10 protein-coding genes are annotated in these 12,575 nt (G+C 41.2%); 8 read left to right on the forward strand and 2 right to left on the reverse strand.

The features are described from left to right. Positions 1 to 6: 6 nt before the first annotated feature. Positions 7 to 1,758, reverse strand: a complete 1,752-nt coding sequence (locus ABJN95_RS02830) for a PQQ-dependent sugar dehydrogenase (protein WP_348368477.1) — start codon at positions 1,756 to 1,758, stop codon at positions 7 to 9. 222 nt (positions 1,759 to 1,980) lie between these two features. Then, a complete protein-coding gene (locus ABJN95_RS02835; RefSeq protein WP_348368478.1) occupies positions 1,981 to 2,709 on the reverse strand; it encodes a carbohydrate-binding family 9-like protein in 729 nt (242 codons plus the stop codon). Positions 2,710 to 2,823: 114 nt separating this feature from the next. Here ABJN95_RS02835 and ABJN95_RS02840 point away from each other — a divergent pair, with 114 nt between their 5' ends. The 8 genes from ABJN95_RS02840 to ABJN95_RS02875 all read left to right on the forward strand — a co-directional run bounded on the left by ABJN95_RS02840 (position 2,824) and on the right by ABJN95_RS02875 (position 12,574). Then, positions 2,824 to 5,358 (forward strand): PSD1 and planctomycete cytochrome C domain-containing protein, encoded by a 2,535-nt coding sequence (locus tag ABJN95_RS02840; RefSeq protein WP_348368479.1) that lies wholly within the window; start codon positions 2,824 to 2,826, stop codon positions 5,356 to 5,358. Continuing rightward, the gene (locus tag ABJN95_RS02845) at positions 5,359 to 6,846 is read left to right on the forward strand and encodes a DUF1501 domain-containing protein (RefSeq protein WP_348368480.1); all 1,488 of its coding nucleotides are present in this window, start codon (positions 5,359 to 5,361) and stop codon (positions 6,844 to 6,846) included. A gap of 25 nt (positions 6,847 to 6,871) precedes the next feature. Beyond that, positions 6,872 to 7,207: an L-rhamnose mutarotase gene (locus tag ABJN95_RS02850; protein ID WP_348368481.1), complete on the forward strand. Its 336-nt coding sequence runs from the start codon at positions 6,872 to 6,874 to the stop codon at positions 7,205 to 7,207. A gap of 149 nt (positions 7,208 to 7,356) precedes the next feature. Continuing rightward, positions 7,357 to 8,742 (forward strand): hypothetical protein, encoded by a 1,386-nt coding sequence (locus ABJN95_RS02855; RefSeq protein ID WP_348368482.1) that lies wholly within the window; start codon positions 7,357 to 7,359, stop codon positions 8,740 to 8,742. Further along, entirely contained in the window at positions 8,742 to 10,184 is a 1,443-nt protein-coding gene (locus ABJN95_RS02860) for a hypothetical protein (RefSeq protein WP_348368483.1), read from the forward strand. The genes ABJN95_RS02855 and ABJN95_RS02860 overlap by 1 nt, the downstream gene beginning before the upstream one ends. Then, positions 10,181 to 10,951: a 3-ketoacyl-ACP reductase gene (locus ABJN95_RS02865; RefSeq protein ID WP_348368484.1), complete on the forward strand. Its 771-nt coding sequence runs from the start codon at positions 10,181 to 10,183 to the stop codon at positions 10,949 to 10,951. Before ABJN95_RS02860 ends, ABJN95_RS02865 begins: the two co-directional genes overlap by 4 nt. Positions 10,952 to 10,962: 11 nt before the next feature. Beyond that, a complete protein-coding gene (locus ABJN95_RS02870; protein ID WP_348368485.1) occupies positions 10,963 to 11,181 on the forward strand; it encodes a hypothetical protein in 219 nt (72 codons plus the stop codon). Continuing rightward, entirely contained in the window at positions 11,171 to 12,574 is a 1,404-nt protein-coding gene (locus ABJN95_RS02875; RefSeq protein ID WP_348368486.1) for a sodium:solute symporter family protein, read from the forward strand. Before ABJN95_RS02870 ends, ABJN95_RS02875 begins: the two co-directional genes overlap by 11 nt. Position 12,575: the final 1 nt, after the last annotated feature.

The raw sequence follows: 12,575 nt of genomic DNA on the forward strand, positions 1-12,575 counted from the left end.
CCGTTATTATTCACTTATTATAGGCATTTCGGTAGTATTCTTTTCTAATTGGCTTCTTTGATCCGCTACCTCATCACGCTCGATGGCGCTAGCATTATTACCAAAATTGCCACGTATAAAGGTCAATACATTAGCGATTTCAGTATCGCTTAAAAAACTATGCTGTGGCATCACCCCGTTATACATTTCTTCATTGATTTGCATTTCACCCTCCATGCCTGCAAGAATAATCTTGATCAACCGATTCTTATCACCACTTACCCAGTCAGTACTAGTCAATGGGGGGAATCTTCCAATAGCACCTTCACCATCTTTTTGATGGCAGTTGGCACAATAGGTATTGTAAACTATTTCACCAGGAGAATTGGCATTTTGAGCAAGATCGTCTTTGATCTTGTCGGGAGTGCGCACATGGGTTGCTAACTTCCGTAGTTCCATTTGGGCGAGTTGGGCTTCCCCAAAATTAGTCCTATCTCCCTTGTAAGTAATTTTCCAAATTCTACCTTTTACAGATTCTGACAGGTACATCGCGCCATCTTTGTCAAAAGCGATTCCCATTGGTCTTAAGTTGGCATCATTCACGCTTTCTATAGGATCAACTCCGGCAAAACCGTCTGCAAAAATCTCCCAATCACCATTGACCTTTCCGTTTTTAAATGGAACAAATGCAACGATATAGCCCGACTGTGGATATGGGGCGCGATTGGTAGATCCATGGAAAGCGATAAAAGCTCCATGTTTATAGCGTTCAGGAAACTGGTCTCCTTCATAAAACACCAAATCGTTGGGAGCCCAGTGCCCTGGAAAACCTATGATCGGGTCGTCAAAATCGGCACATCGACCAACAATCACCCCATCTCCGCCATATTCGGGTGCTAATACTTTTCTACCCTTCATTTGATCATAATAACAATAGGGCCAACCGAAGTTTGATCCTTCTGTTACCCGAATAAATTCCTCCGAAGGTAAAAGAGCGCTTTCCCAGGGTGTAAATCTATCTGGAAACAACCGCAATAAATCATCGCGACCATGCATTACGATATACAAATTTTCATCTACCGGATTCCAATCCATAGCCACTACTGATCGAATTCCAGTAGCATATTTGTATCCATCTTTCTGAGTCTGTCCTAGTTTGTTAGCATCAAAACGCCATACCCCACCATGCTCTTCTAATTGTGGACAAGGATCTAAACCCAGAGCACCTGGAGTTCGTTTCGGATCTTGACAAGCGTTTGATGGAGCGCCAAAAGGTACGTAGAGGTTTCCCTTATTATCGAAAGCAATGGGCTTACCAATATGTTCGTGCTTACCATGTTCATGATCGTCTGTTACGACAACTTCCATCTCACCTTCCGGCAGCATACTTCCAGGCTTAAGCTTATATCTGTAGACCACAAGCTCTGAGCTGAAATACATATAACCATTGTAAATGCGCATGGCAGTGGCATAGCTCCATTTTTGCTTGGATCGATAAGCTCCAAACTTCTTAATTTTATCAGCCCTGCCATCACCATTATTGTCTTTAAGGGCTATGATTCCTGCTTTGTCATGCGAGTTTCTCAACTTCCCGTAAAGAACTCCTTCATCCGATACAGCCATATGACGTACCCGCTCTTTTACGCTATCTATCATAATGACCGCATTAAAATTGTCGGGAAGCAAAAGACCCCCATTGGGAAGTTCTGATGAACATCCAACAAGCAAAAAGATGGTAAAGAACATCAAAAATCTACTTTGATAGGTTCTGGCTATCATACTATCTTAATCTTAGTTTAGACGGTGTCTTTTGCCAAATATTGACATTGCTGAAGGGGCATCAAAACCAATGACAGTATTCGTATACTTTTGGGGGATAGATTATTGGATTAAGGTAAACTACTTTTACTAGAAAACCAAGATATAATATTAAAATGTGCACGAACACATTTTTTTAAAACAGCTGACATTCAAGAAGCTATACCCTAAGCAATATCTGTGCTATTCGAAGATGAGTGTGCCAAAATATTCAGGACGATGAAAGTCGGGGGTTTCGGTGCCAACGGCATTCCAACTGAGGTAATGAGGTTGCGAAGTTTTGTCGCCACATTTGTAAAAATTAGCTTTGGTTTTTAGCCCTTTTAACCGAATGCCTTTATCTTTAAATAATACTGAAGAGGGAATGACTATGGTCATTTCCCAAGTATGTCCTCCAATTCTTTCCGCAAATGGTTCATCGCCTAATGTTGATGCTACGGTAATTTGTTCCTTGATTATTTCCTTTTCCAAAAATTGGCGTGCTCCCCTTCCCGACCCATAAGCCAAATGAGGCATGCCAATACAGCTAAATTCAAAATTATAGTAGTTGCCATCAGCTTGAGGATCAAAAAAGAACTCGACACAACTATCTCCAGAAACGCTCCCATTTATCGTATCAACTTTGGCTAATATGGTTTCTTCCGTAACGTAATACTTTAACCATATTTGATTGTTGGCATGTGCAATTCTGAAACTTACCTCTGGTTGATATGAAAAAGATTCCCAATTGATAATACCTATCGAATGGAGTTCGACCTGGGCTTCAAGCAGTTTTGAAACTTGATCAAGGGTTACATTTTTATCTGTTACAATTTCTTTTACTTTCAATTCTTTTGACGTTTCTTTTTGGGCATTACAACTCACAAATACCAAGCAAAAGAAGAATAGTATATACCTACTTTTTTCCACCATAGTGCTTGCATTTATTTTACTTTAGTAGCATCTCGCATCTCTACTAATTTACATATTCTTTTCTTTGACTTGGCTTTTATTCGTAAATTAAATCGGGCTTAGAAGGAGCAAAATATGGTATTCAGACTATTTCTTTTATTCGGTTTCAGCATACTCTTGAGCTGTGACCCAAGTATGCCTGAAGAGGTGAAAATTGCGTATCATAATCTTCCTGAAACCATTGACTTTAATTTTCATGTACGCCCCATTCTTTCTGATCGCTGTTTTGCCTGCCACGGTCCGGATGAAAAGGCTCGAAAAGCGGACCTACGATTAGATGTTAAGTCAAGTATTTTCGCAAAACTTGAGGGCAAAGAGATGTTTCCTGTGGTTGCAGGTAAACCAGACCAAAGTGAGCTTATCAAACGAATTCTTCATGAAAATTCTGAAATGGTAATGCCTACTCCAGAATCTAAAATGAGTTTGACGAATTTTGAAAAAGCTACTTTAGTCAAATGGGTAGAACAAGGTGCCGAATGGAAAAAACACTGGGCTTTTGAGGCACCGATAAAACCAAATCTTCCAACCATATCAAATACAGAATGGGCACAAAATGAGATTGATTACTTTGTCTTAGACAAACTAGATTATATCGGGCTACAGCCATCAGAAGAAGCAACAAAAGAGACCTTAATCAGGCGATTGTCTTTTGACCTTACTGGCTTACCTCCAACCCTAGAACAAGTGACTGACTTCAAGAATGATACCTCGGAAAAAGCTTATGAAGCCCTTGTAGATAGGCTACTTTCTTCTAAGGGTTACGGTGAACGATGGGCTTGGGAGTGGCTTGACGTGGCCCGCTATTCAGATACCAATGGATATCAAGGAGATTTCACCCGCGATGCATGGCCTTGGCGCGATTGGGTAATCAAGGCCTTTAATGCCAATATGCCGTATGACCAATTTAGTATCAAACAACTTGCTGGTGACCTTCTACCTGAAGCTACCACCGATGACATCTTGGCTACGGCCTTCAATAGAAACCATGTTTATAATACGGAAGGTGGTACTATTCCTGAAGAAACTCGTGTAACAAATGTTTTTGACCGTACGGAAACAACAGGTACCGTGTGGCTAGGTCTTACCTTAAACTGTGTTCGGTGCCACGATCACAAGTTTGATAATATTTCTCAAAAGGAGTACTATCAACTATACGATTATTTCAATCAAACTTCAGAAGAAGGTGGTGGTTGGGGTGGAAAAATAAAACCATTGCTCACCCTTGCGCCGCAAGAAGATCAAAGAGAAATAAAAGAGCTAGACTCCTATATCTCCTCCCTCTATGAAACGGTAGAAACTCTGGAATTTGAAAAATTTCCAAGAGCCGAAGGGCTACCCCCTTCGGAATCTAAGATAGCTAAAAGTACCAATGGCCTAGATCCAAGGATTCTTTTAAAACCTCCAAAACTTCGCGGGTCAGGTGAGTATAACCAATTATCTAAATATTTCTTGCCTACCGATTCCTATGGAAAAACCATTCAAAAACTTTATGAAACTTTAAACAAGTACAATGAAGTAACAGCGAAACATATTCAAGTGCTGGTTATGGACGAATTAGACGAACCTAGAACGACCTTTGTTTTAGACAGAGGTGGTTATCAAACACCAATACTAACGGATACCATTCGACCTGATGTACCAAAATTATTACCTCCCTTGACTGACACTTCAGAGAATAATCGGTTGACCTTAGCCAATTGGTTATTTGCTGACGAACAGCCCTTAACCGCAAGAGTAACTGTGAATAGATACTGGCAGGCTTTCTTTGGAAACGGCATCGTAAAGACTGCGGAAGATTTTGGGGTGCAAGGCGCACTTCCTACCCATCCGAAATTATTGGATTGGCTTGCTACCGATTTTCAAGAAAACGGTTGGAATTTAAAACGCCTTTTCAAACAAATTGTGATGAGTGCCACCTACAGGCAGTCATCAAAAATATCAAAAGAACTTTTGGAAACTGATCCTGAAAATGCCTATTTGGCTAGAGCTACAAGAATGCGCTTACCCTCATGGATGCTTCGTGACCAAGCACTTTTTGTTAGCAACTTACTGAAAGACTCCATTGGAGGTATCCCAGTAAAACCTTACCAACCTGAAGGCATTTGGGATGAAGCTACCTTTGGTTTCATAAAATACAAGCAAGACACAGGTGAAAAACTATACCGTCGTAGCTTATACACTTTTTGGCGACGTATCGTTGGACCAACGTTCTTATTTGACAATGCTTCCAGACAGGTTTGTACGGTTCGTTCGCTTAAAACAAACACACCATTGCACGCACTGACAACCTTGAACGATATCACCTTTACAGAATCGAGCAGAGTGATGGCAGAACGTATATTGAATCACTCCCTAGACGATAAAAAACGCATACAATTTGCGTTTGAATTGGTTTCGTCTAGAAGTCCCAGTTCCGATGAAATAAACATCTTACACAATAGACTTGCTTCTCTCCGAAAAACCTACTCAGAAGACATAACAGCAGCCAAGGAAATTACAAGCATTGGAGAATTCCGAACCAATCGTGATCTAGATTTAGCCGACCATGCTGCTTATTCTGTACTGAGTTCCCTACTTTTAAATTTGGATGAAACCATAACCCGACAGTAGATGAACAAAAAAATTCTACATCCTTTTGAAGAATACCAGGCTTCAATGACGCGCCGAAGTTTCTTTGGAAAAATGGCACAGGGAATTGGAGTTGCCGCTTTAGGCTCAATGCTGAGCCCGTATCTGCTGTCGGGTTCTAGCTCGAAAAATTCAAGAGCTTCATTAGGCAATGACCTTGGCTTGCCGCATTTTGCCCCGAAAGCAAAGCGGGTCATTTACCTTTTTCAAAATGGAGCACCCTCTCACGTTGACCTTTTTGATTATAAACCGATGCTTCGCAAATGGCATGGCACTCAGATTCCAGATTCGTTTACGGAAGGAAAACGGTTTTCCACAATGACCGGTGAGCAAGCCGCTAGACCTTTAATAGCTGAAATCAGCAATTTTGCTCAACACGGTCAAAGTGGAGCCTGGGTATCTGATTTTATGCCTGAAACGGCCAAGGTAGTCGACGATCTTTGCTTTATAAAATCGATGTATACAGAATCGGTAAATCACGCCCCAGCCATTACTTTCTTTTTAACGGGCTCGGAACAGCCGGGCAGGCCCAGCATGGGATCTTGGTTGACTTATGGATTGGGGACAACAGCGAAGGATCTACCCGATTTTGTTGCAATGACCTCGCGAGACAAAGAAGCCAGTTGCGGACAAATTTTTTATGATTATTACTGGGGAAGCGGGTTTCTGCCGAGTAAATTTCAAGGTGTGAAATTTAGAGGTGGTGGAGACCCCGTATTGTATTTAAAAAATCCCGATGGAGTCAGTCGTGAAATGCGTCGGAAAATGTTAGATGACATGCAGGTCCTGAACGAGATCAACCATGCTGCATATGGCGACCCTGAAATCAATACCAGAATTGCACAATACGAGATGGCGTATAAAATGCAAATAAGCGTACCTGAACTCACCGACTTCTCCGATGAACCTCAGCATATTTTAGACATGTACGGCCCTGATGTTCATCGTAAGGGAAGCTTTGCCTACAATTGCCTCATGGCACGAAGGTTGGCAGAACGCGATGTGCGATTCATACAATGTATGCATGCAGGATGGGATCAACATACCAACCTCAACTATCAACTAAAGGTACAATGTCAAGATACCGATCAGCCAAGTGCTGCCCTTGTGAAAGATTTAAAACAAAGGGGAATGCTTGAAGATACTTTGGTTATCTGGGGTGGTGAGTTTGGTCGTACCCCTTTCCTTCAAGGCAACATCAAAGATTTTAAGAACTGGGGCCGTGACCATCATCCGTATGTATTTACACTGTGGATGGCTGGTGCAGGAGTAAAACCCGGATTTACCTACGGTGCATCAGATGACTTTGGATTTAATCCTGTTGAAGGAAATGTTCATGTACATGATTTTCAGGCCACAATAATGCACCTTTTAGGAATCGACCATGAACAATTTGTGTTTAAGCATCAAGGAAGACGCTATCGACTAACTGATGTTCATGGAAACGTAGTAAAAGATATTTTAAGTTAAACAAAAACCCATAAAGCACCTAAAGATGAATAGACAATGCCTAGCTCTCGATTTAAAAGATGACCCGGTTTTAATTGCTAAATATGAAGAATACCATAGAAGCGTATGGCCCGAAATTTTAGATAGTTTGCGCGCTTCAGGAATTACGAATATGGAAATCTATCGCATTTCAAATCGGCTATTCATGATTATCGAGACTACAGACGACTTTTCTTTTGAAAAGAAAGCCAAAATGGATGCCGAAAACGCAAGGGTACAAGAATGGGAAGTTCTGATGTGGGATTATCAACAGGCATTGCCCATTGCCAAACCTGGAGAAAAATGGTTGCCTATGGAAAAGATATTTGATTTTTCAGCCTGAATATGCTTGAGATTTGAAGGGTATCAATAGATTTTGTTTACAGCCAGATTGCAAAATAGGAAGGAAATTGCTTCATATTTTTCCTATATTTAGAAAGATTGTTTTTTCCCTTATACGTGTATCGATTTAATGCAGGCAACCAATCAAATATGAACATAAACCCTCAGCTTAAACCAGAGCATCTAAGCGACAACATCAACCATTTATGGTCTTTATCAGGAGAAAAGCTCAAAAGCATGACCTCCTCTTTAAAAGAATCTAAAGGTTCGCCAGTAGTCACCGTCAATGGTAGCTATAAACCAAGAAGTTGGACCGATTGGACGCAGGGTTTTCAATTTGGCTCCGAATTGTTTCAATTCAATGCAACCGGTGATTCGTATTTTCTTGACTTGGCCATTGACAATATCAAAAATAAAATGACCTCTCATGTGAGCCATTTTGGCGTACATGATCACGGATTCAATAATCTAAGTACCTACGGAAATCTTCTTCGGTTAATGAGGGAAGGAAAAATTCCTCAAGATTCATGGCTCGAAAACTATTGTGTGTTAGCATTGCAACTTTCCGCCTCTGTTCAAGCTCAACGTTGGACTTCCATTCCTGAAGGGGGGTTTATTTATTCCTTTAACGGACCTCATTCTTTATTTGTAGACACCATTCGAACCATTAGAATTTTGGTTGCTGGTCACTTACTGGGTCATCATTCTTCAGGCGAGAACGATATCAAAATAAATTTATTGAAACGCGCTTATCAGCATGCTTTGGCTACAGCAAAATTTTCGGTGTATTATGGAGAAGGTCGCGATAGCTATGATATTTGGGGTCGGACCGCTCACGAGGCTATTTTTAACACCAACGATGGAAATTTCCGTTCTCCTTCAACCCAACAAGGCTATAGCGGATTCTCGACTTGGACCCGTGGTTTAAGTTGGGCAATGCTAGGCTTTGCCGAGCAGCTTGAATTTTTACAAAGTCAAGACCGTTTAGCTACCTTTGAAGAACTGGGTGGGAAGGCACACTTAGAAGACATCTTTCTTAAGGCGGCCAAAGCTACCTGTGATTTTTATATAAAACATACCGCTCTTGATGGAATTCCCTATTGGGATACTGGTGCACCAGATCTAGTTCATTTACCGAATTGGAAAACAGAAAATTCAGATCCATTCAACGACTTCGAACCCATTGATAGTTCTGCAGCAGCAATTGGAGCGCAAGCCTTGTTGCGTTTGGGGAATTATCTCAAAAAAGAAGCATCGGCCGAGGCTGATACGTATTGGTCTGCTGGACTTACGGTAGCGAACACCTTATTCAAAGAACCTTATTTAAGTTCAGATCTGAAGCATCAAGGTTTGATTTTACACAGTATTTATCATCGCCCTAACGGTTGGGACCATATCTCCGAAAATAGTAAGATTCCAAACGGAGAAGCTTGCATGTGGGGTGATTATCACGCTAGAGAATTGGCCCACTATTTAAATGAAGTTATCAAAGGGGAATCGTATTATACTTTTTTCCAAGGCATAGTATCTGAATAATGGCCAAACAAAAAATCACACGCGTTGCTCAATTAAAATCCGCCACAGATTTTACAGAACATCTGTCAGCTATAGAAACCGATTTGCCATTTAAAGAACAGTTAAGCAAACCGGGGAAATCTATTTTGGGGAAATCTTTTGAACTAAAATCAGGTCAAACGATCGGAAATAGATTTTGTATTCTTCCTATGGAGGGTTGGGATGGTACCACCGATGGTCTCCCTACTGAACACACCAAAAGAAGGTGGCATAACTTTGCCATTAGCGGAGCCAAGCTGCTATGGGGTTGTGAGGCGGTTGCAGTTTGTCCAGAAGGAAGGGCCAACCCGAATCAACTTATGATAAATGACCAAAACCTTCAGGCTTTTAAAGATTTGTATAGTGATTTGGTCTCCGATCATAAAAAGAAATTCGGATCTACTGCCGATCTATCAATAGGATTGCAGTTGACCCATTCAGGAAGATTCGCAATTCCCGATAGTGACCGCGTTCGAAAACCAAAAACCCTATATCGCCACTCAATTCTTGACAAAAAATTCAATCTCCCAGAAGATCATACGTTGATGACCGATACGGAAATCGACCAATTGGTTGATGATTTCGTAAAAGCAGCAAGACTAGCGAAAGAAGCAGGATTTCAATTTGTAGATGTCAAACATTGCCACGGTTATTTGGGGCATGAATTTTTAAGTGCCAAAATAAGAGGAGGTAAGTATGGCGGTTCTCTTAAAAATAGAATGCGTTTTTTAAGTGCTATTGTCGAAGGTATTCGATCAACTAGCAACATTCCTGTGGCCGTACGACTGAGTGCTTTTGACTTTATTCCATTCAAGAAAGATACTAGTAATATTGGAATTCCTGAAGACTTGGATCATTCTTATAACGAAGCTTTTGGAGGAGATGCAAAGGGTACGGGAATAGATCTTGCCGAAGTCTTCGAACTGCTAAGTTATTTTGAGGAATTAGGTATAGAATTGGTATGTATCACCGCTGGAAGCCCCTACTATGTGCCCCATATTCAACGCCCGGCTATTTTTCCTCCTTCTGATGGCTATCTCCCTCCAGAAGACCCCATAGTAGGTGTAGCGAGACAGATTCGAATTACGGCCGAAATCAAAAAAAAGTTTCCGAATCTTGCCATAGTGGGCTCCGCTTATTCCTATCTTCAAGAGTGGCTTCCGCACGTTGCTGAGGCCGTTGTTGACAATACCATGGCTGACTTTGTTGGCTTGGGTAGAATGGTGTTAAGTTACCCCAATATGCCCGATGATATATTAAAAGGAAAGCAGTTGATTCGCGGAAGCATTTGCCGAACATTTTCAGACTGTACCACAGCGCCCCGAATTGGAATGATCTCAGGTTGTTTTCCATTGGATGCCTATTACAAGAAAATGCCTGAAGCCACAGCACTGAAAGCCTATAAAAAAGACGCACGACTATGAGCAAAAATGTTTTGATAACTGGAGGGTCTCGCGGAATCGGTTTGGGCATCGCCAAAGAATTGGCCAAAGCAGGATGTAATCTTGCCATAAACGGTATAAGAAACGAAGAGCAAGTGAGCGAAACGCTTCAGGAACTTCAAAATTTAGGGGCGGAGGTAATCTACTGTCAAGGTGATATAGCATCAGCTTCTGAGCGTAACAAAATCATCGAAATTGCTTTAGCAAGGTTCAAAAAAATTCATGTGCTTGTAAATAATGCTGGAGTGGCCCCCAGGGTGCGACAAGATCTCTTGGAAGTTACTGAAGAAAGTTATGATCGCGTAATGAATACCAACCTCCGAGGGCCTTTCTTCTTTACCCAAAAAATTGCCACCCATATGGCAAACAACAAATCATCAAATACCGATTTTCAGGCCTGTATCATTAACATATCTTCGGTAAGTGCTACGCTAGCCTCTATACAAAGGGGTGAATATTGCATTTCAAAATCTGGCATGGGTATGATGACCAAGCTATTTGCCGTAAGAATGGGGGTATATAACATCCCTGTATATGAAATACGCCCCGGTGTAATTGAAACTGACATGACTGCGGGAGTTCTCGAAAAATACCAAAAACAAGTTGCCGAAGGGCTAACTATAGCGCCTAGACTAGGCATACCAGAAGATATTGGTAAAGTGGTTGCGGCACTTGTCGAAAATAGAATACCCTATGCGACTGGTCAAGTAATAACAGTTGATGGCGGCCTATCGCTCCCACGATTTTAAGGTAAAAAAGAATGAAAAAAAACAAGGTTTCACTAAGAATTTTAGATGTTCTTGCCATACTATTGGTAATTCTAACCTTTAGTCCTGTAGTAATTCCGAAAGGAATGGCTAGTCCGTATGTTTTGGGAATTCCATATTCGATGTGGATGGGGTTTCTGGTGAGTGTTCTTTTCGTAGTGCTGGCGTACTTAGTTTCTAGAGTTAATAAAGAAGAGAACCATGTTGACTAAATTCATTATTGCCGGAGTAGTATATTTAGCCATCTTGATATTCCTAGTACGGAGAACTCGGGTAAAGGAAAAAACAACTTCGAATTATTTACTAGGCGGTGGTAATATCGGTTTTGTAATTGGTTTGTTTACTACTGCAGCTACTTTGTTTAGTGCTTTCACCGTAGTGGGAATGCCTGATTTTTTTAGAACTCATGGGGTTGGCGCATGGATTTTTCTAGCGGTTTCTGACGCAATGATGGTTTACGGACTTATACGAGTTGGCGAAATGTTGAGAAGAAAGGCAAGAAAACTTGACTTCAAAGGAATGTCGGGTCTAATGGCAACTACATACGGAAGCAAATGGGCAGGATATGTGGCTTTTGGCGGAGCCGTCGTCTTTTTAATTCCTTATATCGCCGTTCAAATCAGTGGAATATCAATCTTTTTGAACGCCGCATTTCCCGATACCATTCCAGTTTGGGCATGGAGTTCAATCATTGTCGCTATCATGATCATTTATAGTGAAACAGGTGGCTTACGGGCTATTATGTACAATGATACGCTTCAGGGAATTCTACTGTTTATTATGATATGGATCGTCGGTTGGAACTGCATCGATCATTTTGGAAGTATCGAATCGATGTTTCAAAAGGTAGAATCGGTAAATTCGCAATTGTTATCTACCCCAGGGCCTAAAGGTCTTTTTACTGCTCAGTTTTTTATTATTTCGGCCATTGCGATTATTTGTTTGCCATTTACCCAACCTCAGATTTCGACTCGGGTGGTCATTATGAAAAGTAGTTCAGCCCTACGAAAAATGGCAATAGGTTTGGGTGTAGTCGCCATTTTGATTATCCTTCCGACGCTTTTTATGGGTATGTATGGTGCAGTTTTATATCCAGACGTGTCTACCCAGGACTTCATAGGGCGAGTGCTATTATATGATCAAGCTTCTGGCGTGGCTGCCCTTGGATTGGTTGGTCTGATCGCAGCAGCAATATCTACTTCAGACTCTCAGATCTTTGCCTTAGGCTCCGAGCTGCGTTCATTGCTGCATCTCGACGACAAAAAGGCCGTATCAATTACGCGTATATTTATTTTTATTTTCGGCCTGCTCGCTTTGATTTTTTCTATTGTAAGTACGGAACATTTGGTTTTGCTGGCTAGAACTAGTTTTACCGGAACCGCCATGATGGCCCCTATGATTTTGGTAGGTATTCTTAGCGCGAAGAAACTTTCCGTGCTAATGCCATTAATGACCTTGGCCGCATTGCTCATTTTTATTTTCGCCAAACTAGGCATAGCGCCTTCAAAAATAGGCATGCTCGAAATGGAACTAGTTTTGTTTCTTGGTTTGGCACTGGCAGCATTTGCTGAATTGAACGTATTCAGTAAAAAAGTACAAGTTTAAT

It is taken from the genome of Maribacter sp., from assembly GCF_039974175.1.
In the GTDB taxonomy this organism is placed as follows: domain Bacteria; phylum Bacteroidota; class Bacteroidia; order Flavobacteriales; family Flavobacteriaceae; genus Maribacter_C.

Excerpts from the sequence above, each read along its gene's own strand:
- ABJN95_RS02830 (WP_348368477.1), bottom strand. The coding sequence starts at position 1,758 with ATGATAGCCAGAACCTATCAAAGTAGATTTTTGATGTTCTTTACCATC.
- ABJN95_RS02835 (WP_348368478.1), bottom strand. The coding sequence starts at position 2,709 with ATGGTGGAAAAAAGTAGGTATATACTATTCTTCTTTTGCTTGGTATTT.
- ABJN95_RS02840 (WP_348368479.1), top strand. The coding sequence starts at position 2,824 with ATGGTATTCAGACTATTTCTTTTATTCGGTTTCAGCATACTCTTGAGC.
- ABJN95_RS02845 (WP_348368480.1), top strand. The coding sequence starts at position 5,359 with ATGAACAAAAAAATTCTACATCCTTTTGAAGAATACCAGGCTTCAATG.
- ABJN95_RS02850 (WP_348368481.1), top strand. The coding sequence starts at position 6,872 with ATGAATAGACAATGCCTAGCTCTCGATTTAAAAGATGACCCGGTTTTA.
- ABJN95_RS02855 (WP_348368482.1), top strand. The coding sequence starts at position 7,357 with ATGAACATAAACCCTCAGCTTAAACCAGAGCATCTAAGCGACAACATC.
- ABJN95_RS02860 (WP_348368483.1), top strand. The coding sequence starts at position 8,742 with ATGGCCAAACAAAAAATCACACGCGTTGCTCAATTAAAATCCGCCACA.
- ABJN95_RS02865 (WP_348368484.1), top strand. The coding sequence starts at position 10,181 with ATGAGCAAAAATGTTTTGATAACTGGAGGGTCTCGCGGAATCGGTTTG.
- ABJN95_RS02870 (WP_348368485.1), top strand. The coding sequence starts at position 10,963 with ATGAAAAAAAACAAGGTTTCACTAAGAATTTTAGATGTTCTTGCCATA.
- ABJN95_RS02875 (WP_348368486.1), top strand. The coding sequence starts at position 11,171 with ATGTTGACTAAATTCATTATTGCCGGAGTAGTATATTTAGCCATCTTG.